Annotated in this window: 20 protein-coding genes and 3 tRNA genes; 5 read left to right on the top strand and 18 right to left on the bottom strand. The window is 65.7% G+C overall.

Translation table 11 applies throughout. The features are described 5' to 3' along the window. Positions 1 to 92 precede the first annotated feature (92 nt). Both rpsD and AB0O89_RS13440 read right to left on the bottom strand, forming a co-directional pair. Positions 93 to 722 carry a 30S ribosomal protein S4 gene (gene rpsD, locus AB0O89_RS13445; protein ID WP_341579025.1) on the bottom strand — a complete coding sequence of 210 codons (630 nt, stop codon included), beginning with the start codon at positions 720 to 722 and terminating at the stop codon, positions 93 to 95. Positions 723 to 881: 159 nt separating this feature from the next. Continuing rightward, positions 882 to 2,246, bottom strand: coding sequence for a replication-associated recombination protein A (locus AB0O89_RS13440; protein WP_363498504.1), 1,365 nt, complete (start codon positions 2,244 to 2,246; stop codon positions 882 to 884). 125 nt (positions 2,247 to 2,371) lie between these two features. Here AB0O89_RS13440 and AB0O89_RS13435 point away from each other — a divergent pair, with 125 nt between their 5' ends. Both AB0O89_RS13435 and AB0O89_RS13430 read left to right on the top strand, forming a co-directional pair. Beyond that, the gene (locus AB0O89_RS13435; RefSeq protein WP_363498501.1) at positions 2,372 to 3,628 is read left to right on the top strand and encodes a DUF349 domain-containing protein; all 1,257 of its coding nucleotides are present in this window, start codon (positions 2,372 to 2,374) and stop codon (positions 3,626 to 3,628) included. Positions 3,629 to 3,695: 67 nt separating this feature from the next. Next, entirely contained in the window at positions 3,696 to 4,229 is a 534-nt protein-coding gene (locus AB0O89_RS13430) for a hypothetical protein (RefSeq protein ID WP_363498498.1), read from the top strand. Here AB0O89_RS13430 and AB0O89_RS13425 read toward each other — a convergent pair. The 10 genes from AB0O89_RS13425 to pdxS all read right to left on the bottom strand — a co-directional run bounded on the left by AB0O89_RS13425 (position 4,226) and on the right by pdxS (position 14,393). Further along, the gene (locus tag AB0O89_RS13425) at positions 4,226 to 6,493 is read right to left on the bottom strand and encodes a bifunctional (p)ppGpp synthetase/guanosine-3',5'-bis(diphosphate) 3'-pyrophosphohydrolase (RefSeq protein WP_363498495.1); all 2,268 of its coding nucleotides are present in this window, start codon (positions 6,491 to 6,493) and stop codon (positions 4,226 to 4,228) included. The two genes, AB0O89_RS13430 and AB0O89_RS13425, sit on opposite strands and share 4 nt — an antisense overlap. A 52-nt stretch (positions 6,494 to 6,545) precedes the next feature. Next, the gene (gene secF, locus AB0O89_RS13420; protein ID WP_363498492.1) at positions 6,546 to 7,535 is read right to left on the bottom strand and encodes a protein translocase subunit SecF; all 990 of its coding nucleotides are present in this window, start codon (positions 7,533 to 7,535) and stop codon (positions 6,546 to 6,548) included. After that, the gene (gene secD / locus AB0O89_RS13415) at positions 7,535 to 9,256 is read right to left on the bottom strand and encodes a protein translocase subunit SecD (protein ID WP_363498489.1); all 1,722 of its coding nucleotides are present in this window, start codon (positions 9,254 to 9,256) and stop codon (positions 7,535 to 7,537) included. Before secD ends, secF begins: the two co-directional genes overlap by 1 nt. A gap of 19 nt (positions 9,257 to 9,275) precedes the next feature. Next, positions 9,276 to 9,728: a preprotein translocase subunit YajC gene (locus AB0O89_RS13410; protein WP_363498486.1), complete on the bottom strand. Its 453-nt coding sequence runs from the start codon at positions 9,726 to 9,728 to the stop codon at positions 9,276 to 9,278. A gap of 68 nt (positions 9,729 to 9,796) precedes the next feature. Then, the gene (gene ruvB / locus AB0O89_RS13405; protein ID WP_363498483.1) at positions 9,797 to 10,819 is read right to left on the bottom strand and encodes a Holliday junction branch migration DNA helicase RuvB; all 1,023 of its coding nucleotides are present in this window, start codon (positions 10,817 to 10,819) and stop codon (positions 9,797 to 9,799) included. After that, on the bottom strand, positions 10,812 to 11,423 hold the full coding sequence (ruvA, locus tag AB0O89_RS13400) for a Holliday junction branch migration protein RuvA (RefSeq protein WP_363498480.1): 612 nt from the start codon (positions 11,421 to 11,423) through the stop codon (positions 10,812 to 10,814). The genes ruvB and ruvA overlap by 8 nt, the downstream gene beginning before the upstream one ends. Positions 11,424 to 11,501: 78 nt before the next feature. After that, complete coding sequence (ruvC, locus tag AB0O89_RS13395; RefSeq protein WP_363498477.1) at positions 11,502 to 12,065, bottom strand: crossover junction endodeoxyribonuclease RuvC; 564 nt, start codon at positions 12,063 to 12,065, stop codon at positions 11,502 to 11,504. 46 nt (positions 12,066 to 12,111) lie between these two features. Then, positions 12,112 to 12,870 (bottom strand): YebC/PmpR family DNA-binding transcriptional regulator, encoded by a 759-nt coding sequence (locus AB0O89_RS13390; RefSeq protein WP_292711133.1) that lies wholly within the window; start codon positions 12,868 to 12,870, stop codon positions 12,112 to 12,114. Positions 12,871 to 12,906: 36 nt separating this feature from the next. Beyond that, positions 12,907 to 13,509: a pyridoxal 5'-phosphate synthase glutaminase subunit PdxT gene (pdxT, locus tag AB0O89_RS13385; protein WP_363498520.1), complete on the bottom strand. Its 603-nt coding sequence runs from the start codon at positions 13,507 to 13,509 to the stop codon at positions 12,907 to 12,909. Beyond that, positions 13,503 to 14,393 (bottom strand): pyridoxal 5'-phosphate synthase lyase subunit PdxS, encoded by an 891-nt coding sequence (gene pdxS, locus AB0O89_RS13380; RefSeq protein ID WP_292711130.1) that lies wholly within the window; start codon positions 14,391 to 14,393, stop codon positions 13,503 to 13,505. The genes pdxT and pdxS overlap by 7 nt, the downstream gene beginning before the upstream one ends. Positions 14,394 to 14,456: 63 nt before the next feature. On the opposite strand from pdxS, the gene AB0O89_RS13375 reads away from it, so the two are divergent. Together AB0O89_RS13375 and pdxY are read left to right on the top strand one after the other, a co-directional pair. Then, a complete protein-coding gene (locus AB0O89_RS13375) occupies positions 14,457 to 15,812 on the top strand; it encodes an aminotransferase class I/II-fold pyridoxal phosphate-dependent enzyme (protein ID WP_363498473.1) in 1,356 nt (451 codons plus the stop codon). Beyond that, a complete protein-coding gene (pdxY, locus tag AB0O89_RS13370; protein WP_363498470.1) occupies positions 15,809 to 16,660 on the top strand; it encodes a pyridoxal kinase PdxY in 852 nt (283 codons plus the stop codon). Before AB0O89_RS13375 ends, pdxY begins: the two co-directional genes overlap by 4 nt. A 9-nt stretch (positions 16,661 to 16,669) precedes the next feature. On the opposite strand, the gene AB0O89_RS13365 is transcribed toward pdxY, so the two are convergent. The 3 genes from AB0O89_RS13365 to AB0O89_RS13355 all read right to left on the bottom strand — a co-directional run bounded on the left by AB0O89_RS13365 (position 16,670) and on the right by AB0O89_RS13355 (position 21,318). After that, entirely contained in the window at positions 16,670 to 17,227 is a 558-nt protein-coding gene (locus AB0O89_RS13365) for an HIT domain-containing protein (protein WP_331791304.1), read from the bottom strand. Then, complete coding sequence (gene thrS / locus AB0O89_RS13360) at positions 17,224 to 19,233, bottom strand: threonine--tRNA ligase (RefSeq protein ID WP_331791305.1); 2,010 nt, start codon at positions 19,231 to 19,233, stop codon at positions 17,224 to 17,226. Before thrS ends, AB0O89_RS13365 begins: the two co-directional genes overlap by 4 nt. 66 nt (positions 19,234 to 19,299) lie before the next feature. Further along, on the bottom strand, positions 19,300 to 21,318 hold the full coding sequence (locus tag AB0O89_RS13355; protein WP_363498465.1) for a DUF262 domain-containing HNH endonuclease family protein: 2,019 nt from the start codon (positions 21,316 to 21,318) through the stop codon (positions 19,300 to 19,302). A gap of 149 nt (positions 21,319 to 21,467) precedes the next feature. Here AB0O89_RS13355 and AB0O89_RS13350 point away from each other — a divergent pair, with 149 nt between their 5' ends. Then, on the top strand, positions 21,468 to 22,241 hold the full coding sequence (locus tag AB0O89_RS13350; RefSeq protein ID WP_300594764.1) for a hypothetical protein: 774 nt from the start codon (positions 21,468 to 21,470) through the stop codon (positions 22,239 to 22,241). A 203-nt stretch (positions 22,242 to 22,444) separates the two neighbouring features. On the opposite strand, the gene AB0O89_RS13345 is transcribed toward AB0O89_RS13350, so the two are convergent. The 3 genes from AB0O89_RS13345 to AB0O89_RS13335 form a co-directional block, all read right to left on the bottom strand. Next, positions 22,445 to 22,519 (bottom strand) — tRNA-Val (locus tag AB0O89_RS13345). A gap of 26 nt (positions 22,520 to 22,545) precedes the next feature. Continuing rightward, a tRNA-Cys gene (locus AB0O89_RS13340) sits at positions 22,546 to 22,616 on the bottom strand. Between the two features lie 50 nt (positions 22,617 to 22,666). Next, positions 22,667 to 22,739, bottom strand: a tRNA-Gly gene (locus AB0O89_RS13335). Positions 22,740 to 22,861 lie beyond the last annotated feature (122 nt).

The raw sequence follows: 22,861 nt of genomic DNA, 5'->3' as shown, positions 1-22,861 counted from the left end.
ATGCGATCAGACAAACTCGCCCGAAACTACCGCGCTGCCATCTGCCTCTCCTCGACCCTCATCTGGATCAAGACCGACTTAATCAACACGCCCTAGCGCGCTGCGTAGTACTCGACGACGAGCTGAACGTCACAAACCACGGGCACCTCGGCGCGCTTGGGGCGACGCACGAGACGGGCGTGGAGCTTGTCGAGCTCGACCTCGAGGTAGCCCGGAACCGGGGGCAGAACCTCTGCGTGTCCGCCTGCCGCGGCGACCTGGAACGGCTCGAGGCCTTCGCTCTTCGCCTTGACGTGGATCAGCTGGCCGGGTGCGACACGGAACGAGGGACGGTCAACCGTCTTGCCGTCGACGAGGATGTGGCGGTGCACGACGAGCTGACGGGCCTGCGCCGTGGTGCGGGCGAAGCCGGCACGAAGCACGAGGGCGTCCAGGCGCATCTCGAGCAGCTCGACCAGGTTCTCACCGGTCAGGCCGTCCTTGCGGCGGGCCTCGTTGAACGCGATACGAAGCTGCTTCTCGCGGATGCCGTACTGCTCGCGCAGACGCTGCTTCTCACGAAGGCGAACCGCGTAGTCGCTGTCGGCCTTGCGCTTGGTGCGGCCGTGCTCACCGGGCGCGTAGGGGCGCTTCTCGAGGTAACGAGCAGCCTTGGGGGTCAGTGCGACGCCGAGGGCGCGCGACATGCGCACCTTGCGGCGATCCTGGGACTTCGTAGGCACGAAGGATTCCTTCCGATGACATGGTCGCGTCTTTCGCGACTCATGGACGTATCCCGCACTCCCGCCTCGATTCGCACGTCGCAGCGCACCGAAGGGGTTTTCTTGAGTGAGGGGATATCCGAAAACTCGGTCTCGAACCGAACAAGTCTACCAGAGCGGTCAGTCCCCGCCGGAAGCAGCACCCGAGCCGGGCTCATCGGGCCTGCCGAGGATGCGGCGGATACGGCTCCACCGTGCCGAGATCTCCCGCTCCGCGCCGCGGGCGGTCGGACGGTAGTACCTGCGGTCACGAAGTGCGTCGGGAAGATACTGCTGCGCAACCACCCCGCGCTCGTCGTCGTGGGGATAGCGGTAGCCCTTCCCATGTCCGAGCCGCGCGGCCCCCGGATAGTGAGCGTCACGCAGATGCGGCGGCACCCGACCGCCACCGCCCTGGCGTACGTCGGCGATTGCGGCATCGATAGCCAGATACGCGGCGTTGGACTTGGCGGTCGTTGCCAGGTAAACCGTCGCCTCGGCGAGGGGAATGCGCCCCTCGGGGAAACCGATGAGTTGCACGGCATCCGCAGCCGCAACGGCAAGCGGAAGCGCCTGGGGATCTGCGAGGCCGATATCCTCGGCGGCTGAAATGATCAGGCGGCGCGCGATGAAGCGAGGGTCCTCCCCCGCCTCGATCATGCGCGCGAGGTAGTGCAGCGCGGCATCCGGATCCGATCCGCGGATCGACTTGATGAACGCACTGATCACGTCGTAGTGCTCGTCGCCCTGACGGTCATAGCGAAGGAGTGCACGGTCGACAGCCTGCGCAACGTGCTCGGCGGTGATCGTGCCAACTGCCTCGTCAGCTTCCGGTTCGGCCAGTGACGCCGCCGCCTCCAGGGCAGTCAGAGCGCGGCGGGCATCCCCGGAAGCGAGCCGCACCAGGGCAGCCCGTGCCTCATCGGTCAGGTTTACCGCACCGGCAAGCCCGCGCGCATCAGAGACCGCTCGATCGATGAGTCCAGCGAGATCGGCATCCGTCAGCGGCTGCAGGGTCAACAGCAGTGACCGGGACAGCAAAGGGGAAACCACGGAGAACGACGGATTTTCGGTGGTTGCTGCGATCAAGACGACCCAGCCGTTCTCGACGCCCGGCAGCAGGGCATCCTGCTGCGCCTTCGTGAATCGGTGGATTTCATCGAGAAAGAGGATCGTCGAGGTTCCGTAGAGATCGCGCTGCGTGAGGGCATCCTGCATGACCTCGCGAACGTCTTTGACACCGGCGGTGACAGCCGAAAGTTCGACGAAGCGGCGGCCTGATGAGCGCGCGACAGCCTGGGCGAGGGTGGTCTTGCCGGTGCCCGGTGGCCCCCAGAGGATGACGGATGTCGCGGCTCGTGAGCCACCATCGGGGTCGGCAAGCACGACGAGCGGCGCACCCGGTCGAAGCAGATGCTGCTGACCAGCTACCTCGTCGAGGGAGGTCGGTCGCATTCGTACCGGTAGCGGGGTCTGCCCGGAGAAGAGCCCCGCCGTAGTCGCCATAGGTCCCAGGCTAGCCGCGCGGCACGACATCGCTACAGCATCCACTCCTGGTCGCGGCAGCGCTCCGTATTAGGCTTAAGCGTCCATCCCCCCGCAGGCGGCTCCGCCGCATTGAGGTGCCTTCCGTGTCAGACACAGCTTCGTCCTCCACCCCCGTCGATCAGCCCTGGGGCCGCGTCGATGACGACGGCACGGTTTCGGTGCGCGAAGGCGACCAGTGGCGGGTCGTCGGCCAATATCCCGACGGCACCGCCGAGGAGGCCCTGGCCTACTACGAGCGGAAGTTTGCCGACCTCGCATCGGAGGTCACGCTTCTGGAAGTTCGCCACCGCCGTGGCGGTGCCAGTGCCGCGGATCTGCGCGCGACAGCCGCAACCCTGAGCGGGAAGATTTCGGGAGCATCCGCTGTCGGGGACCTCGCGGCGTTGAGCGCCCGCGTCGACGCTCTCACTGCGTCGCTGACCGAAGCCAGCGCTGCCGAGGCTGCCCAGGCGCGCGAGGCCGTGGATGCCGCGATCGCCGAGCGCACGCAGCTGGTCGAACAGGCCGAGGCGATCGCCGCACGGGATCCGAAGACCGTGCAGTGGAAGACCGCCTCGGCCGAAATGAGCTCCCTATTCGACCAGTGGCAGTCGCAACAGCAGAACGGTCCTCACCTTCCCAAGTCGATCTCGCAATCGCTGTGGAAGAGATTTCGGGATGCGCGGGCAACCGTCGACAAGCACCGTCGAGAGTTCTATGCCGAACTCGACGAGGCTCACAAGGCAGTACGCGAGCGCAAGAACCGGTTGGTTGAGCGCGCGGAGGCACTGGCGCCGCGCGGCGAAGACGGCATCGGCGCCTATCGTGACCTTCTGAACGAGTGGAAGGCTGCAGGCCGCGCCGGCAAGAAGGTCGATGACGCCCTCTGGGCACGGTTCAAGGCGGCAGGCGACGCGCTGTATTCGGCACGTGCGGGTCGCGAGGCCGCGGAGGTCGAGGCCTCGAAGGAGAAGATCGACGCGAAGCGCGAGCTCCTCGCGCGAGCTCGTCCCATTCTCGACATGGCGGATCTTGCCGCCGCACGCAGCGCTCTCACCGCGATTCAGCGGTCGTGGGATGACATCGGTCGGGTCTTCCCCCGCGAGCAGGAACGTGCCCTCGACGATGAACTGCGCAAGATCGAGGTCTCGGTTCGCGCACGTGAGGATGCCGAGTGGACCCGAAACAACCCTGAGACGACGGCGCGCGCGAACGACATGACGCGCCAGCTCTACGACGCGATCGAGAAACTCGAGGCTGAGCTTGCCGACGCCACCGCCCGCAAGGATCAGCGCGCGATGAAGAAGGCGAGCGAGGCGCTCGACGCTCGACGGGCATGGCTCCGCGCCCTCGAGGGCTGACCGGCACTTCTCCACAGACTGAGAAGAGCGCATCACCGACCGCGTCTGCCCCGGGCAGACTGCGGGGATGACCTCGCCGTTCCTGTATTTCGTTGACGAGCAGCTCTCGCTCGCTGAGCTGTCGGCCGCGCGGCTCGACGGTCACCTCATCGAGGTGGACGCTGCATATATGCCTGCCGACACCGTCGAAACGCCGAGCGCGCGAGCGGCCTCCCTCGGGCCCTTGCTGCGCGACCTGATGGCGGCGACTCACCTCTCGGCAGCGTGGGTGTACGGAGCCATCAGCGATCCGCCGACTCGGCACACCGTGCAGCGAGCGGTGCAGCATCGCATCCACGGTGTCATCCATCGCCGACTCCACTACCGCGACACAAACCTCCCCGAGGACGACCTCTACCGCATCGGCGGGGTGTTTGTCACGACGCCGGCACGCACGGCCGCTGACCTTGCCCGCGTCGGCGACGCCGAGCACCGCGCAGCCCTCGACGGCCTGGCGCGAGATCCGGGGACCATCCGGGGAGGTATCTATTGGTTGGAGAACGCCGGGACGGTCCCCCACAAGGTGCGGGCCCTCGAACTGCTGCGGTCCCGAGAAAGCTAGGAGGACGTGACGCGGTAGACGTCGTAGACGGCGTCGATGCGGCGGACGGCGTTGAGGACGCGGTCGAGGTGAACAATGTCGCCCATCTCGAAGACGAAGCGGCTCAGGGCGAGGCGGTCATTCGTCGTGGAAACCGACGCCGACAGGATATTCACATGGTGCTCGCTCAGCACACGGGTCACGTCGCTAAGCAGGCCCGACCGGTCGAGAGCTTCGACCTGAATCTGCACGAGGAACACGCTCTTGGTCGTGGGAGCCCACTCGACCTCGATGAGACGCTCGGGGTCTGAGCGAAGCGAGGCGACGTTCGTGCAGTCAGCGCGGTGCACCGAGACGCCGCTCCCCCGCGTCACAAAGCCGAGGATCTCATCGCCAGGCACCGGAGTGCAGCACTTCGCGAGCTTGACCAGGATGTCGGGCGCTCCGCGCACGAGAACGCCCGAGTCTCCCGCCCGCGGTGCGCGCGAGCGCCCGACGTGCGGAAGGTCGATCGGGCCCGTTGCGGTATCGCTGGAGGCGCTGACGAGCGCCGTCACCTTCTCGATGACGGACTGGGTCGAGACGTGTCCCTCGCCGACAGCCGCATAGAGCGCAGAGACGTCTTCGTAGCGCAAACCGTGCGCGACCTCGCTCAGGGTGTCCTGATTCATGAGTCGCTGCAGCGGCAGGTTCTGGCGCCGCATCGCGCGCGCGATCGACTCCTTACCCTGTTCGATCGCCTCTTCGCGCCGCTCCTTCGTGAACCACCCGCGGATCTTGCTGCGGGCCCTGGTGCTCTTGACGAAGCTCAACCAGTCTTGGCTGGGTCCGGCATCCGGGTTCTTCGACGTGAACACCTCGACGACGTCGCCGCTCTTGAGCTCTGATTCGAGGGGTACGAGCCGCCCGTTGACCTTCGCGCCCATCGTGCGGTGACCGACTTCGGTGTGCACGGCGTACGCGAAGTCCACCGGGGTGGCTCCTGCCGGGAGCCCAATCACACGGCCCTTGGGTGTGAAGACGTAGACCTCTTTCGCCCCGATTTCGAACCGCAGCGAGTCGAGGAACTCCCCCGGGTCCGCGGTTTCTGCCTGCCAGTCCGAAATCCGCGCGAGCCAGGCGAGATCCGCGTCGACGGCTTTGTCGTCGATCTTCCCTCCGGCCATCCGTTCCTTGTACTTCCAGTGCGCCGCCACACCGTATTCGGCTTGCTGGTGCATCTCGTGGGTGCGGATCTGGATCTCGACGGTGCGACCCTCGGGGCCGATCACCGTCGTGTGCAGCGACTGATACAGGTTGAACTTCGGCGTCGCGATGTAGTCCTTGAACCGCCCCGGGAGCGGCGTCCACCGGGCGTGAATGGCGCCCAGCACGGCGTAGCAATCCCGCACGGATGCGACAAGGATCCGGATGCCGATGAGGTCGTAGATGTCGTCGAACTCACGACCCCGCACCACCATCTTCTGGTACACGGAGTACAGCTGCTTGGGGCGGCCGAGCACGCGCCCTCGGATGCGGAGTTCACGCAGATCGGAGTCAACAGCGTCGATGACGTTCTGCAGGTACTTCTCTCGCTGCGGCGTCCGCTGCTTGACGAGGCTCTCGATCTCGGCGTAGAGCTTCGGGTGCAGAACCGCGAACGAGAGGTCTTCCAGCTCGGATTTGATCGTCTGAATACCCAGGCGGTGCGCGAGCGGCGCGTAGATCTCGAGAGTCTCTGTCGCCTTCTTCCGGGCCTTCTCGGGCGGGACGAAGCCCCAGGTCCGGGCGTTGTGCAACCGGTCGGCGAGTTTGATGAGCAGAACGCGGATGTCGCGCGACATCGCAACGATCATCTTGCGCACGGTCTCGGCCTGCGCACTCTCGCCGTACTTGACCTTGTCGAGCTTGGTCACGCCGTCGACGAGCATCGCCACTTCGTCGCCGAACTCCGCGGTGAGGGCATCCAGCGAGTAGCCCGTGTCTTCGACGGTGTCGTGCAGGAGAGCGGCGGCCACCGCCTTGGGCCCGAGTCCCAGATCAGCGAGGATCTGGGCTACCGCCAAGGGATGCGTGATGTAAGGCTCGCCGCTTTGACGCTTCTGGCCCGCATGGGCGCGGTCCGCGATCGCGTACGCGCGCTCGATGATCGCTAGGTCACCCTTGGGATGGTGCGTGCGTACGGTCCGCAGGAGCTTCTCGACGTCGTCGCGGCGCGCGGCCCGCGAGAAGATGCGTGGAACGAGTCGCAGCAGCGACGACGAGCCTGCGGGTACGCTCTGGGCGGGCGGGACGGTCTCGGTCACCCGATAGCCCTCCCTTCGCTGGAGCCCATATCCTACGCCGCGGTTGAGGCGATCAGGCCGAAGCAACCGCCTGTTCGCGGGCAGCGAGTACGCGCTGATCACGCTGGCGGATCGGTGCCTCGCCCTCGCGGAACAGCGAGAACAGCGGTGCCGCGACGAACAGTGTCGAATAGGCCGCCACGATGATCCCGACGAAGATCGACAGCGAGATATCGGTCAGCGTTTCAGCGCCGAGCCAGAACGCACCGATGAAGAGGATCGCGCCGACCGGCAGGATCGCCACGACGGTGGTGTTGATCGAGCGCACCAGTGTCTGGTTGACAGCCAGGTTGACCGACTCGCCGAAGGTGCGACCAGATATCTCGCCGTCTTCGGATGTGTTCTCGCGGATCTTGTCGAACACGACTGTCGTGTCGTAGAGCGAGTACGCGAGGATCGTGAGGAATCCGATCACTGCCGCGGGCGAGATCTCGAAGCCGAAGAGTGCGTACACCCCCACAGTGATCACCAGCACATCGACGAGGCCGATGATCGCTGCCGCAGACATCTTCCAGGTGCGGAAGTACAGCGCAAGGATGATGAAGGTCAGTGCGAGGAAGATCGCAAGACCCCACAGCGACTGGCGCGTGACATCCTGACCCCAGCTAGGGCCGATGAACGAGGTGGTGACCTCGCTTGCGTCGACGCTGTAAGCCTCGGCAAGCGCTGCCGCGACATCGCGCGTCTCGGCATCCGTCATCTGGTCCGTTTGGACACGAACGGTCTCAGCGCCGACGGTTGCGACCTTGGTCGTCGCGCCGGGCACGACGGACTGCACAGCTTCGGTCGCGATCAACTGATCGGGGTTGGTGACTCCCGAAACGGTGAACTGCGATCCACCGGTGAACTCGATCGAGAACTGAATGGGCCGGATGAAGGGCACGAGCGCTGAGCCGATCACGAGGACGGCCGCGATGATGAACCACAGTCGCCGCTTGCCGACGAACGGGAAGGAGGTCTTCCCGCTGTACAGGTCGTTTCCGAGCTGGTTGAGGGAGCGCATCAGGGGGTGTCCTCTCCCTCGGTGGTCTGGGTAGACCCGGATGTGCGGGATTCGGCGAGCTTACGCTCGGCAATCGTCTGGCGACGCGCGGCTTCGCCCCGCGATCGGGACGCCCGCTTCTCGGCCGCCGTCTTGGGCGTTACGACGGGCGCACGGAACTGCGCGCGGCCCCGGTAGACCGCGCCGAGCGCGTCGGGATCGAGGCCCGACAACGGGTGGCCGGACGAGAAGAATCGCGTTCGAGACAACAGCTGCATCACCGGGTGGGTGAACAGGATGAAGATGAGGACGTCGATCGCGGTAGTGAGCCCGAGGGTGAACGCAAAACCCTTCACCGTCGCATCCGCGAGGATGTAGAGCACGACCGCGGCAAGGATGTTGATCGATTTCGAGATGTAGATCGTGCGCTTGGCCCGCGACCACCCATCTTCGACGGCGCCCGTGATCGACTTGCCGTCGCGCAGTTCGTCTCGAATGCGTTCGAAGTAGACGATGAACGAGTCAGCGGTGAACCCGATCGACACGATCAGACCTGCGACACCCGCGAGCGAGAGCCGGAAGCCCATGCGCCAGCCGAGGATCAGCAGCATCACGTAGGTGAGAACTGCCATCACGACCAGCGATGCGATGATCACGAACCCGAGTGCGCGATAGACGATCAGCGAATAGACGGCGACCAGTGCAAGGCCGATGAGACCGGCGATCAAACCGATCTGCAGTTGCTGCGACCCGAGTGTCGCCGAGATCGTGTCGGAGCTCACGACGGCGAAACTCAGCGGCAGCGCGCCGTATTTGAGCTGGTCAGCCAGGACCTTCGCGGTCTCCTGGGTGAAGGTGCCACTGATGCTTGGCTGGCCGTCGAGGATGACGCCGTTCATCGACGGCGCAGTGAGCACATAGCCGTCGAGGACGAACGCGAACTGGTTGAGTGGCGGCGTTGCACCGTACAGTCGCTGACTGATCTGACCGAACGTGTCGGTTCCCGCTTCGTCGAAACGGAGATTGACGACCCACTGTCCAGAGGTCTGCTCAAGGCCGCTTGTCGCATCCACAATCGACGACCCGTCGAGCTCTACCGGCCCGAGGATGTACTTGACCGTCCCGTTGGCATCACACGTGATGAGGGGCTCGTCTGCCGGCGCGTTAGCGGGGTCGTTGGCCGGGTCCGCGCAGTTGTATGCGAGGAACTCGGCCTGGAGCGCGGGAGTGATCCAGTTGGTGTCACTCCCGTTCGTGGGCTCGACCGTGGGCGTGGATTCGAGTGTCGGATCCGGCGTCGGGTACGGAGTGGACTGGCCGTCGTCGCCGACGAAGCTCGTCGCCGGTGATCCGGCGTAGAGGACCGCTCGCAGCTGCAATTGCGCTGAGGCCTCAATGCGTTGCCGCGTCTCTTCGTCAGCCTGACCAGGAATCTGGACGACGATGTTCTTGCCACCTTCTGTGGTGACGTCGGCCTCGCCGACACCGGATGCGTCGACACGCTGCCGGATGATCGTGACCGCCTGATTCATCTGCTCGGCCGACGGGTCAGCCCCGTCAGCGGTCTGCGCTTCGAGGATGATCTGGGTGCCACCTTGAAGGTCGAGCGCGAGCTCGGGGGTCCACGAACTCGCGTTGAAGACGTAGACGCCCAGGGCGTTGATGCCGAACAGAACCGCCGTGATCGTCAGCAGGCCGGTGAGGGCCCGCCAGGCGCGGCGAACAGGAGTGGATGCGGCCACGGGATGCTCTCGAGAACGATCAGGCGTTGGGCTTGGTGTCGCCGTCGCGCCCGTCGGCGTCGGTCTCGGCTGCCGGCTCAGCGTCCGGCGTCACAGCATCCGACGACTCGCCGTCGTGGGTCTCGTGGTAGTTGTCGACGATGTCGTCGAACCCGTCATCGGTTTCGTCCTCGACCTCGTCAGCGGGCGTGATGACCCGAAGAATTGCCTGGCTGTGCACCTTGATGTCGACGCCGGGAGCGATCTCGATCACCGCGGGCTGGTCGAGATTGTCGGGGTCGAACTCGACAATCGTGCCGTACAGGCCGCCCTGCAGCAGCACCTCGGCGCCGGGAACGGTCTGGCGAGCCTTCTGCGCCTGCTCCTCGCGCTGCTTCTTCATGCGGCGACTGGAGTTCCAGAACATGAACACCAGGAGGGCGCCCAGCAGAATGAGCAGACCGTAGTTGAGGAAGAAATCCTGGAAGTTCATGAAGAGGGGCGCCTTTCGGGTGCGGCCGCGCAGACGTCGGGCCGCGTGGGGGTCAAAGCCTCCAGGAATTATAGGTCATCGAATCTCAGCGTCTGATCGGCATGACGCACACCCAGGTGCGCGTAGGCGTCGGGAGTTGCCACGCGACCGCGCGGCGTACGCCCCATGAATCCGATTCGCACGAGGTAGGGCTCGATGACGGACTCGATGGTGTCTGCTTCTTCGCCGACGGTCACGGCGAGCGTGTTGAGTCCGACCGGGCCCCCATGGAACCGGCGCACGAGCGCCTCCAGGACGGCGCGATCAAGTCGGTCGAGCCCGATTGCGTCGACGTCGTAGAGGTCGAGGGCTGCATCGACCGATGCTGCGGTGGCGCTCCCCCCGTGGACCACGACGTAGTCGCGGACTCGTCGCAGCAGGCGGTTGGCGATGCGTGGGGTGCCTCGCGAACGCCGGGCGATCTCGGCACGGGATTCGGCCGGCAGCGGAACATCAAGCATCCGGGCCGAGCGCTCGAGGACGCGTTCGAGTTCCTCGGGCTCGTAATACTCGAGGTGTGCGGTGAATCCGAACCGATCGCGCAACGGGTTTGGGAGCAGGCCCGCGCGCGTCGTCGCGCCCACGAGCGTGAACGGGGCCAGATCGAGCGGGATGCTCGTCGCGCCAGCACCCTTGCCGACCATGATGTCGATCCGGAAATCTTCCATGGCGAGGTAGAGCATCTCTTCGGCCGAGCGCGCCATGCGATGGATTTCATCGATGAAGAGCACCTCACCGGGAGTCAGGCTTGAGAGCAGCGCCGCGAGGTCGCCGGCATGCTGGATGGCCGGTCCGCTCGACATGCGAAGCGGGCGCGCGCTCTCGTGGGCGACGATCATGGCCAGTGTCGTCTTGCCGAGGCCCGGCGGACCAGCCAGCAGGATGTGGTCGGCAGGGCGCTCCTGAAGCCGGGCTGCGTCGAGGAGGAGCTGGAGTTGTCCCCGCACTTTCGTCTGCCCGACGAACTCCGCAAGGGATGCCGGTCGCAGTGCGCCCTCAATCGCGAGCTCTGACTCATCCTTCGAGGGTGTGGGGTCGGTCAGATCATCCACGCAGGGGCTCCTTTCGCGCCGGGCCGAGTTCGGCCAGCGCGCGGCGCAGCAGATCCTGCACGGATGCCTCGGCCGCGGCATCCTCAAGAACGGTCGCCGCCACCTCGGCGGCGTGGCGCTCGGGCCAGCCGAGTCCGGTCAGCGCTGCGGTCACCGCGTCGGCTCGGTTGTCGGTGACGGATGCCGCGCGCGAGGCTGCCGCGGGGGCGATGATCTTCCCGGTCAAGTGCAGCACGATCAGCTTGGCGGTCTTCGGGCCGATGCCAGACACCCGACGGAACGGCGCGTCGTCTTCGGCGGCGACGGCGGTGGCGATCTGGTCGACTGACATGGCGCTGAGCACGCCCAGTGCGGACTTGGGGCCCACGCCGGTGACTCCGACGAGCAGCAGGAACGTCGTCAGCTCGTCGCGCGTCTCGAAGCCGACGAGACTCAAAGCGTCTTCCCGCACGATCAACGACGTGTGCAGAAACAGCGGTTCGCCAACGTGCGCCGAGCGGGCGACATCGGGCGTCACGGCGACGGTGAGTCCCACTCCCCCGACCTCGACCACGACCGAGTCCAGATCGGCGTAGCCGACGATGCCCCGCACAGACGAAATCATCGTGCTCCTTACGTTCGGCGCAGCCCGCGCCTCAGAGCAGGCTATGCGGCGGATCGGACATTTGTTCGAGCGACACGCTCAGACCCGAGCGCGCCGTTCAGCGTCCCGCCAGGCCTGCTGCGCCTTGGTCAACGAGTCACCAGCTGCCGCCCCCGCCTGCGGAGCACCCCGCCACGCGTGGCAGAGAGCGAGTGCCAGGGCGTCGGCGGCGTCTGCAGGCTGCGGGAGGACATCAAGCCTCAGGATCCGCGCGACCATTGTCTGGACCTGCCGTTTGTCGGCGCTGCCGTACCCGGTGATTGCGGCCTTCACCTCGGTCGGCGTGTGCGTAGCCGCAGGAAGACCCCGCTCACCCGCGAGCATCAGCGCGATACCGCTGGCCTGAGCGGTACCCATGACCGTGCTCCGGTTCTGTTGGGCGAACACCCGCTCCACTGCCACGACGTCAGGCCGATGCAGATCGAGGATCTCTCGGATGCCGGACGCGATGCCGGCGAGCCGGCGCTCGATAGCGAGGTCGGCATCCGTCCTGATCACGCCGACGTGGACGAGGGCCGCCGAGCGGTCGGCAGCGACATCCACGACACCGACGCCACAACGGGTGAGGCCGGGGTCGATTCCAAGAACGCGAACAGTCGCCACCCGGCAACGCTAGGCGCGACGAGCGGCGGTCCCGAGGAGGCGCGCCCTATTCGTCGTTCTCGAGCTCGGCCTGCACTTCGGCGCTCAGGTCGAAGTTGCTGTAGACGTTCTGGACGTCGTCGCTGTCTTCGAGAGCGTCGATGAGGCGGAACACCTTGCGTGCAGTGTCGGCGTCGACCTCGACCTTGAGCGAGGGCACGAACTCGACATCCGCCGACTCGTAATCAAGGCCCGCCTCCTGCAGTGCCGAACGGACGGCCACGAGGTCGGATGCCTCGGTGATGACTTCGAACCCCTGCGCGTGCGGCTCGATCTCCTCGGCGCCGGCCTCGAGAGCCGCCATCATGACGTCATCCTCAGTCGTTCCCTCGCCCGAGACGACGATCACGCCCTTGCGGTGGAAGTTGTAGGCGACCGACCCGGGGTCAGCCAGCGTTCCACCGTTACGCGAGAGCGCGGTGCGCACCTCCGCGGCAGCGCGGTTCTTGTTGTCGGTCAGACACTCGATCATGAGCGCGACGCCGTTGGGTCCGTAGCCTTCGTAGAGGATCGTCAGGTACTCGACCGAGTCGCCGGAGATTCCCGCACCGCGCTTGATCGCGCGGTCGATGTTGTCGTTGGGAACCGACGTCTTCTTCGCCTTCTGTACGGCGTCGTACAGCGTGGGGTTACCCGAAAGATCGGCACCGCCGAGCTTGGCTGCGACTTCGATGTTCTTGATGAGTTTGGCGAACGACTTGGCACGACGCGCGTCGATGACGGCCTTCTTGTGCTTGGTCGTCGCCCACTTGGAGTGGCCGGACATGCGCTCGATTCTATCGGCCGCGCGAAGCGTGCTCCGTCAGGCTGCAGCTCGTACGGCTTGCAGGAACAGCTCGTGGAACCGGGTCTCACCGGTCACCTCGGGGTGGAAGGAGGTTCCGAGCAGTGCACCCTGGCGGACGGCGACCACACGGCCGTCGTCGAGGGATGCCACCACTTCGGCGCGCTCTCCTACCTGCTCGACCAGCGGCGCGCGGATGAACACGGCATGTACGGTCTGATCGTCGAAAGCCGGGACAATGAGCTCGGTTTCGAACGAGTCGACCTGGCTCCCGAACGCGTTGCGGCGAACCACCACGTCCAGGCCTCCGAACGTCTGCTGACCTTCGATTCCATCAACGATGTCGTCGGCCAACAGGATCAGGCCGGCGCACGTACCGTACATCGGCATCCCGGACTTGCGCGCCGCGATGATCGGCTCGCGCATCCCGAACGCCCGCGAGAGTTTGTCGATCACGCTGGACTCCCCGCCGGGGATGACGAGCCCGTCGACCGCGGCGAGTTCCTCCGGGCGACGCACGAGTGAGACTTCGACCTCCAGGGACCGCAGCACGGCCACGTGCTCGCGCACGTCGCCCTGGAGGGCGAGAACACCGACGTGCGGACGGGTCGTGCTCACCAGCCCCGCTCGGCCAGTCGATGCGGTGCCGGAAGGTCAGCGACGTTGATGCCGACCATCGCCTCGCCGAGGCCGCGCGACACATCGGCAATGACCTTCGCGTCGTCGTAGAAGGTTGTCGCCTTCACGATCGCCGCGGCGCGCTGCGCCGGGTTCCCGGACTTGAAGATGCCCGATCCGACGAAGACGCCATCGGCGCCGAGCTGCATCATCATGGCGGCATCCGCTGGCGTTGCAACACCCCCGGCGACGAAGAGCACGACCGGCAGTGTTCCGGTCTCGGCGATCTCGGCGACGAGCTCGTACGGGGCCTGAAGATCCTTGGCAGCGACGTACAGTTCGTCCTTGGAGAGAGCTCCGAGCGCCGCGATCTCGCCCTTGATCTTGCGGATGTGCTTCATCGCCTCGGAGACGTCACCGGTGCCGGCCTCGCCCTTCGAGCGGATCATCGCGGCGCCCTCGTTGATGCGCCGCAGGGCCTCACCGAGGTTCGTGGCGCCGCAGACGAACGGCACCGTGAAACCCCACTTGTCGATGTGGTTGACGTAGTCGGCGGGCGAGAGGACTTCGGACTCGTCGATGTAGTCCACGCCGAGTTCCTGCAGTACCTGAGCCTCGACGAAGTGGCCGATGCGGGCCTTGGCCATGACCGGGATCGAGACCGCCTCGATGATGCCGTCGATCATGTCGGGGTCGCTCATGCGCGAGACACCACCCTGGGCGCGGATGTCGGCGGGCACCCGCTCGAGCGCCATCACCGCGACAGCGCCAGCATCCTCGGCGATCTTCGCCTGGTCGGGCGTGACGACGTCCATGATGACGCCGCCCTTGAGCATTTCGGCGAGACCCCGCTTGACGCGAGACGAACCGGTGGTGGATGCGGACACGAGGACCCTTTCGTCTTGACCTATGCCAAAACCTAGCATGTCCCACCGCTTAGACTCGTCGGGATGACTGATCTCGATGCTCAACCGGCTATCGCCGGCTCCACGGCGACCGACATCGCCGAGAGCGTTCGAGGCCTTGTCGAACGCGGCATGCTCGCTCCCGGGGATGCGCTTCCCCCGGTCCGTGCCCTGGCCGAGCGTCTGGGCGTGAACCGCAATACGGTCGTCGCCGCCTATCGACACCTCGCCCAGGCGGGCACGGTCGTGACGCGGGGTCGGGGCGGCACGCTCATCGCCGGATCGCCCCGGATGCCGCAAGAAGGTTTCTCTGCCGGAACCGTGCTGCGGGACCTTGGCACCGGTAACCCGGATGCCGCACTGATCCCTGATCCTGCTCGGGTACTCGCGCGCGTCGTCGGCCGACCCGTGCTGTACGGGGAGCCGGTCATCGACCGCGACTTCGAGTTGTGGGCCACCGCATGGATGCGCGAGGCGATGGTCGATCAGCCCGAGTTGCAGTTGACGATCACGGGCGGAGCCTCGGACGCGATCGAACGGCTGCTCGGCCAATCCCTCACTCGTGACGATGCCGTCGCCGTCGAAGATCCGTGCTTCTTGTCGACGATGAACATCCTGCGGTTGGGTGGATACCGGGCGGTGCCGGTTCCCGTCGACGACGAGGGCATGACAGTCGCCGGGCTCCGTGCGGCCTTGGATGCCGGGGTGCGCGCCATCGTGAGCACCCCGCGCGCGCAGAATCCCACGGGCGCCAGCCTGTCGGCCCGGCGGGCAGCGGCGCTGCGTGCCGAGTTGGCCGAGCATCCGTACGTTCTCGTCGTGGAGGACGACCACTTCTCGCTGCTCTCCGAGCGCCCCTTCCACACGATCGTCGGACCCGATCACGAACGCTGGGCTCTCATCCGGTCGGTGTCGAAGTTCCTCGGCCCCGACATGTGCCTGGCGGTCACCGCATCAGACGCCGACACGGCGGCACGCCTCGCGCTGCGTCTGAGCCCGGGAACGACGTGGGTGAGTCATCTGCTGCAGCGCCTGGCTCACGCGCTGCTCACTGATGATGCCGTGCGAGACGACATCCGGCGGGCAGGCAAGCACTACGCCGAGCGCAACGCAGCAGTTGCCAAGCTGCTGCAGGATGCCGGTGTTCCGGCGCATGCAGCCGACGGTCTCAATCTGTGGGTGCCGCTCGGAGTGCCTGCTCGAGACGTCGGCGAGTACCTCATGCGGCGCGGGTGGCTCGCGCGCTCAGGCGAAGAGTTCGTGCTCGCCGGGGAGGATGCCGCGCAGCACCTGCGTCTGACGGTGCACGACCTCACCGATGCCGAGGCGACACGCCTGGCATCCGATCTGTCAGCCGCTATCGAAGCGGCTCGTTCCACGAAAGCAGGCCAGCCCTCATGAAGATCCTCTCGATCCAGTCAGCCGTCGCCTACGGCCACGTCGGCAACTCTGCAGCGGTGTTCCCCCTGCAGCGCATCGGCGTCGAGGTTCTGCCGGTGTACACCGTGAACTTCTCCAACCACACCGGGTACGGCGCGTGGCGCGGACCGCTGATCTCCCCCGCCGACGTTGCGGAGGTACTCACTGGTATCGAAGAACGCGGCGTCTTTCCGCAGATCGATGCGGTGCTGTCGGGCTACCAGGGGTCGGAAGGGATCGGCGACGTCATCCTTGATGCCGTCGCGCGGGTGAAAGCTGCCAACCCGGCTGCGGTCTATGCCTGTGATCCGGTCATGGGCAACGCAAAGTCAGGATGCTTCGTCGCACCCGCCATCCCGGTGTTGCTGCGCGAGCGTGTGGTCCCCGCTGCCGACATCATCACCCCGAACCAGTTCGAACTGGGCTTCCTGACGGGAACGGAACCGGCAGATCTCGAGTCCACGCTCGTCTCGGCCGATCTCGCCCGCGACATGGGCCCGCGCACGGTCCTCGTCACCAGCGTCGAACGTCCAGACGCACCCGAAGGAACGATCGAGATGCTCGCCGTCACCGACGATGGCGCGTGGATCGTGCAGACGCCGCGAATCCCGATGAAGGCGAACGGCTCTGGCGACGTGACTGCCGCGCTGTTCACCGCCCACTACGGCGCCACCGGTGACCCAGCGCTTGCTCTCGCACGGACCGTGTCGAGCGTGTTCGACCTTCTGCAGAACACGTATGACTCGGGCGAGCGGGAGCTGCAGCTGGTCGAGTCGCAGGGGGCCTATGCCCACCCGCGGATGCAGTTCGAGGTCACGCGGGTCCGCTGACCCCGACGCTCAGTAGGCGGGCCAGGCTGCCGCGAGAGTCTCGCGCACGTCGCCCAGGAGCTGAGGGAGTGCCTTGGTGCGCGCGATGATCGGGAAGAAGTTCGCGTCCGAGGCCCACCGCGGCACCACGTGCTGGTGCAGGTGCTCGTCGACACCCGCGCCGGCTACCGCCCCCTGATTCATGCCGATGTTGAAGCCGTCGCACCGTGAAACGGCGCGAAGCGCGCGCATCGCCGTCTGTGTGAACTCGGCGATCTCCTGAGTCTCCTCCGTCGTCGCGAGGTCGTAGGTTGCGACATGGCGGTAGGGGCACACCAGGAGGTGACCGGAATTGTACGGAAAGAGATTCAGCAAGACGTAGGCGCTCGTGCCGCGGTGGACGATCAGGCCGTCGGCATCCGTTTTGCCGGGCGCCGCGCAGAACGGACACGCGGCGCGCATTGCGTCGGCACCGGCCTGGATGTACGCCATCCGGTGTGGAGTCCACAGTCGCTGAAAGCCGTCGGGTACACCGGCATACTCGGAAGAGGGAACGGATGCCGGCTCGGATGTCCCGGCATCCGTCATGCCAGGTCCTCAGCGGTGTCCACGAGAGTGCGATCTGCGATCGCCGTCAGGATGCGCTCGATCGCGTCGTCGACCGGGATGCCGTTGGTCTGCGACCCGTCGCGGAAGCGGAACGAGACTGTCCCTGCGGAGCGGTCCTGCTCCCCCGCGATCAGCTGGATCGGCACCTTCTGTGTCGTGTGCGTGCGGATCTTCTTCTGCATCCGGTCGTCGGAGTGATCGACCGCGGCCCGCACTCCGCGCGCGCGCAGGCGCGCCACGATCTCATCGAGGTACTCGCCGTATTCTTCAGCCACGGGGATCGCGACCACCTGCGTCGGCGAGAGCCACACCGGGAAGGCTCCCGCATAGTGCTCGAGCAGGATCGCGAAGAAGCGCTCGATCGAGCCGAACAGCGCACGGTGGATCATCACGGGACGGTGCTTTGCCCCATCGGGGCCGGTGTACTCGAGCTCGAACCGCTCGGGCTGGTTGAAGTCGAGCTGAATGGTCGACATCTGCCAGGTGCGGCCGATCGCATCGCGGGCCTGCACGGAGATCTTCGGTCCGTAGAACGCGGCGCCGCCCGGGTCGGGCACGAGTTCCAGACCCGAGGCTTCGGCCACCTCGCGCAGCGTTTCGGTGGCCTCTGCCCACAGGGCATCGTCACCGATGAACTTCGGGTTGCCCTCCTCCTTCGTCGACAGCTCGAGGTAGAAGTCCTGCAGACCGTAGTCGCGCAGCACCGACAGCACGAAGTCGAGGTTGCGAGTGAGTTCGTCTCGCACCTGGTCGGCTGTGACGTAGATGTGCGCGTCATCCTGGGTCATCCCCCGCACGCGAGTGAGCCCCGCGAGGGTTCCGCTCTTCTCGTATCGGTAGACCGTGCCGAACTCCGCAAGACGCAGCGGAAGCTCACGGTAGCTGCGGCCCCGCGACCGGAAGATCAGGTTGTGGAACGGGCAGTTCATGGGCTTGAGGTAGTACTCCTGCCCCTGCCGGGTCACGTGGCCCTCGGCATCCACGACTTCGTCGAGCTCCATCGGGGGGTACATCCCGTCGGCGTACCACTGCAGGTGACCGCTGGTCATGAAGAGGTCGCCCTTGGTGATGTGGGGCGAGTTGACCATTTCGTAGTTGGCGGCGAGCAGGCGCTGGCGCATGTACTGCTCGATCTCGTAGCGGATGATGCCGCCCTTGGGGTGGAAGACCGCAAGGCCCGGCCCGATCTCGTCGGGGAACGAGAAGAGGTCAAGTTCCGCGCCAAGCTTGCGGTGGTCGCGACGAGCTGCCTCCTCGAGGCGGTGCTGGTAGGCCCGAAGCTCGTCTTTGGTCGGCCACGCCGTTCCGTAGATACGCTGCAACTGCGGGTTCTTCTCGCTGCCCCGCCAGTAGGCGCCGGCAATCCGGGTCAGATCCCAGCCGTTGCCGATCATGCGCGTGCCCGGAACGTGCGGTCCGCGGCAGAGGTCCTTCCAGACCGTCTCGCCATCGCGGGTCACGTTGTCGTAGATCGTCAGTTCAGCACCGCCGACCTCGACCGATGCCCCTTCCGCGGCATCCGCACCGCCGCCCTTCAGCCCGATGAGCTCGAGTTTGAACGGCTCGTCGGCAAGCTCTGCGCGCGCTTCACCCTCCGTCACGACACGGCGTGTGAAGCGCTGGCCCTCACGGACGATCCGCTCCATCTCTTTCTTGATGGCTTTGAGATCCTCGGGGGTGAACGGCTCATCGACGCCGAAGTCGTAGTAGAACCCGTCGGTGATCGGCGGGCCGATGCCGAGGTTCGCCTGCGGACGGATCCGCTGAACGGCCTGTGCCAGCACGTGCGCGGTGGAGTGGCGAAGGATGTCGAGCCCGTCAGGGCTGTCGATCGTCACCGGCTCCACGGTGTCCTCAGCGGTCACAACCGTCGCGAGATCCCGCAACGTGCCGTTGACCCGCAGGGCGACGACGGAGCGGTCGGGGAAGAGAGCGAAGCCGTCGGCGGGATAGGCCACGTCGGACGGGACGAGCGGTTGTGTCACAGCGAACTCCTGGGCGATGTCAGTCTCAAGGCTACCGAGCCGAGCGGGGGCGTCGGACCAGAGCGATCACATGATCTGCCCGATGTACGAGTACTTGACAAAGACCTCGGGCGCGAGCCCCGCCTCCTCGAGCACTCCCTGGACGGCAGCCATCATGTAGCGCGAGTCCCATCCCATGTACAGGTGGTGGTCGGCATCCAGGCTGTCCCAGTCGCCGTTCCACGCGCGATCGTTGTAGACGGGCCCACCTCGCCGTGAGCAGTACGCGATGACGGCATCGCGTCGATCTGCCCAGAGCCGCTTGAAGATGCGATTGAAGAGGTACTTGATATCGGGGACTTCCCAGTGCTCGCCGACGTATTCCACGTACGAGAACTCGCGCTCCCAGCCTCGTGGCCAGCCACGCCGCGGGGTCGCATCCAGGATGGGCGTCAAACCGTCATCGTCGATCACGAGGGGTCCTCGGCGTCGCCAGAGGGTCATCACCTGCTGAGCGAGTTCTGCAGACCGCGCGCTGATCGCACCGGTCCCCCACGTCTCGATGGACTCCAGCTGCCGTGTCAGGGTGATGAAGCTCTTCCCGTAGACACTGCGCTTGACGGGGAAGTCGGCGTCGAAGACCTGAGCCGCGAGTGCCTCCTCCAGCAGCGTGAGGTTGCCCAGGGTCGCGGCCAGGGCACGATGACTGTTCTGTTCGTCCTCGCTGTAGTCCTTCCACCGCCGCCCATCGCCGCCGGTCCAGTCATCCGATGGCGCGGGCGGGAAGACATGGTCGATGACGAGGTCATTCTGCGCCGGATCGGTGTCGGCCAGCCGCGACAGAACATACTCCGGATGCGGCAGGGGGCTGTGCTTCAGTGCAACGCGCACACGGTCATCCGACGGAGTCAGGCGCGAGATTGCCGCGACGAGCGAGTCGATGCCGTCCCGGGATGCGCGCACAAGGCGGGCAACGAGGCGCTCCGAGCCCACGCCGACGACATCGCGGCGCAAGAGAAGCGACTGCAGGTCGTCGAGCACGTCGAGGAGATCGTCACGTCCGACCTCGCCGCCGCGGTGTCGCGCGTACAGCGACATGACCAACGGGTACATCCCGCGGCCGAACGTATTGAGGTGGTGCAGACGCACCCGGATTTCGGCATCCGGCTCACCCGTGGGGTCAAGCAGCGTCGCGTAGAGCTGGGCGAAGGATCTCCACTGCTCCGCCTGGGTTCGAAGCGCCGCGGGGTCGAGTCGAGGGAAATGCGCCCGGAACACGTCATAGACACCGCGACCCGATGCGGTCGTGGCGACCTCGCGTCCGCCGACCATGACGAGATAGTGAGCCCAGAACGACGCGATGTGCTCACCGGTGCTCCGCTCGATGGCGGCCCAGTACTCGTCTTCGATGACCAACTGCTCGGCGTGCGAGAGTCCCATGAGTACGTAGTTGTGAATCAGCTCATGGTCGCGCAGTGGCTCGCCGGTGGAGTTCAGGCTCTCGAAGATCTGCTGGGCATTGGCGCCGGTGCCGAGTGAGATGGCGACGTGCTCCAGCCGCTGGAGTCCGCGCCAGACCCGAGCGACATCATCGGCGGCAATCTGACTACGAAAGAACGCATAGTTGTCGGCGAACCGCGAGGGCGTCGGCGCGACATCCGTAGCCCCAACGACGACTTCACGGAAAAGTCCTGCCCACTCGCGATGGGGCCGAAGCTTCGTGTCACCGGTCGCGCCGTGAAGGAACACGCGCTGAAGCTCCTCTGCAAGTACGGAGTCTTCGTCCCGGATGGTGTGGAACAGGGCAGCAACCAGAAGCATCAGCGTCGTGATGCGTTGCTGCCCGTCGATGAGCACCCACTCCTCGGCGTCTTCGCCCGAGCGTGGGCCCGCCGAATCGGCTGCGCTGAGGACCGAGCCGATGAAGTGCATCTGGTCGTCATCCCGATCGGCCACGGCACGGATGTCGCTCAGGAGCTGTTCGCAGCCCCCGATATCCCACCGGTACTGCCGCTGATAGACCGGGACGACGATCGTGGCCTGAGCCGACGCCAGCCACGCGACCGTATTCACGGCGTGAGCGCGGATGTTCGTCGCAGTGATCATCGAGTGTCTCCTCCGGCTGTGTGGACGACCCCGACGAGTCTAATAATCACGGCGCGGATGCCCAGGTTCCCGCGCAGGGCCGGAGGTAGGGTTACCTAAGTTGGGCCTGTAAAAACGCGCTGGCTCACCGACCGAAAGGCACAGACCCTATGGGTTACATCAAGAGCGCCGCTCTCGACGAGACCGGCTTTGTCGTCCTCGACAGTTACAACGAGCCCGTCGATCCGAAGGAATGGCTCGACATCGAATACGTGGACTGGAAGTCCTCGGGTGACACCCGATTCGCTCCCCTCGCCTCGGCCAAGGGCGAGATCGAGTGCAACGGCTTCTGGAATCACCAGCCGCCCCGCACCGACAAGGACGGCGTCTGGATCGATTCGCAGACCGAACTTGCTCCCACTCTCACTGCACGGGCGAAGGAGCCGGGCGCGAACGTCGGACGCTGCCGCATCATCGAGCTGCAGCCGAACTCCTACGCGGACTGCCTGTACAACCTCCACCAGGACGACAACAACCGCCTGAACCCCGATGGCACCGGCTGGGTCGTTCGCGGCTTCTTCAATCTGACCGACGACAAGGACAGCTACTTCGTCCTTCGTGAGAACCGCACCGACCCGAGCATCGAGTACCGCATCGCTCTTCCCGCCGGTGCTCAGCTGATCGTCGACACCCAGCGACTCTGGCACGCTGTCCACCACCAGGGCGACAAGCCGCGCTACTGCCTCATCACCTCGTGGACATCGGGCCCGGAGCTTGACGCCTATATCGAGAAGTACCACGGCAAGCCCACCACCGAGTACTACCCGGTCTCGGAGGAGATTCGCGAGGCCGGCCAGGCCGAGCAGGCGCGCCGGGATGCAGCCCGTGCCGCCTACTACGCAGCAAAGGGCCAGAAGGAGAAGCTCGCAATGAGCGAGGCCTGATCCAGCGCGACCCGAAGGCCCCCACCCGATGAAGGGTGGGGGCCTTCGTCGTGAGCGTGGATCTTGGACCCTTTCGGTCGCGCCACACTGCGGCCGCAATGGGCTCAGCTCCGCCACAGGGCGCGACGGAACGTGGTGATACGGCGTCGTGCCGTGTGCCAGCAACGTAAACGAAAAACCCCCGGAATTCCGGGGGTTTCAGGTGGTGCGCGATACTGGGATCGAACCAGTGACCTCTTCCGTGTCAGGGAAGCGCGCTACCGCTGCGCCAATCGCGCCTAAAAGGCTATTCAGTTGTCATGCGAGGTGGCGACGGGATTCGAACCCGTGTAAACGGCTTTGCAGGCCGGTGCCTAGCCGCTCGGCCACGCCACCGTGTGTGGTTCGACCCACGTGTCGTGCTCCCGAAGGAAGCCCCGCACTCGAGCGGATGACGAGACTCGAACTCGCGACCCTCACCTTGGCAAGGTGATGCGCTACCAACTGCGCTACATCCGCATTGCGCCACCGTGTGGCGCTTGATCGACTTTAGTCGAGAATCGCCGCCGCGCAAAACCGAAACGGCTCCGCGCGTGTCGGAGTCCGCGGTCGTGTGCTTGACCAGGAATCCGGTAGGATCG

Origin of the sequence: Microbacterium sp. NPDC076895 (assembly GCF_040687115.1) — a bacterium.
Classification (GTDB): Bacteria; Actinomycetota; Actinomycetes; order Actinomycetales; family Microbacteriaceae; genus Microbacterium.
The sequence above is the reverse complement of the archived record's forward strand: the minus strand, read 5'-3'. Positions and strand labels throughout refer to the sequence as shown.

What these genes read in the sequence shown, in the direction of transcription:
- AB0O89_RS13430 (WP_363498498.1), top strand. Translation starts at nt 3,696, where the DNA reads ATGACCTCGCCGTTCCTGTATTTCGTTGACGAGCAGCTCTCGCTCGCT.
- AB0O89_RS13350 (WP_300594764.1), top strand. Translation starts at nt 21,468, where the DNA reads ATGGGTTACATCAAGAGCGCCGCTCTCGACGAGACCGGCTTTGTCGTC.
- AB0O89_RS13440 (WP_363498504.1), bottom strand. Translation starts at nt 2,246, where the DNA reads ATGGCGACTACGGCGGGGCTCTTCTCCGGGCAGACCCCGCTACCGGTA.
- AB0O89_RS13365 (WP_331791304.1), bottom strand. Translation starts at nt 17,227, where the DNA reads ATGACGGATGCCGGGACATCCGAGCCGGCATCCGTTCCCTCTTCCGAG.
- AB0O89_RS13355 (WP_363498465.1), bottom strand. Translation starts at nt 21,318, where the DNA reads ATGATCACTGCGACGAACATCCGCGCTCACGCCGTGAATACGGTCGCG.
- AB0O89_RS13375 (WP_363498473.1), top strand. Translation starts at nt 14,457, where the DNA reads ATGACTGATCTCGATGCTCAACCGGCTATCGCCGGCTCCACGGCGACC.
- secF (WP_363498492.1), bottom strand. Translation starts at nt 7,535, where the DNA reads ATGCGCTCCCTCAACCAGCTCGGAAACGACCTGTACAGCGGGAAGACC.
- ruvA (WP_363498480.1), bottom strand. Translation starts at nt 11,423, where the DNA reads ATGATTTCGTCTGTGCGGGGCATCGTCGGCTACGCCGATCTGGACTCG.
- AB0O89_RS13410 (WP_363498486.1), bottom strand. Translation starts at nt 9,728, where the DNA reads ATGAACTTCCAGGATTTCTTCCTCAACTACGGTCTGCTCATTCTGCTG.
- AB0O89_RS13390 (WP_292711133.1), bottom strand. Translation starts at nt 12,870, where the DNA reads ATGTCCGGCCACTCCAAGTGGGCGACGACCAAGCACAAGAAGGCCGTC.
- pdxY (WP_363498470.1), top strand. Translation starts at nt 15,809, where the DNA reads ATGAAGATCCTCTCGATCCAGTCAGCCGTCGCCTACGGCCACGTCGGC.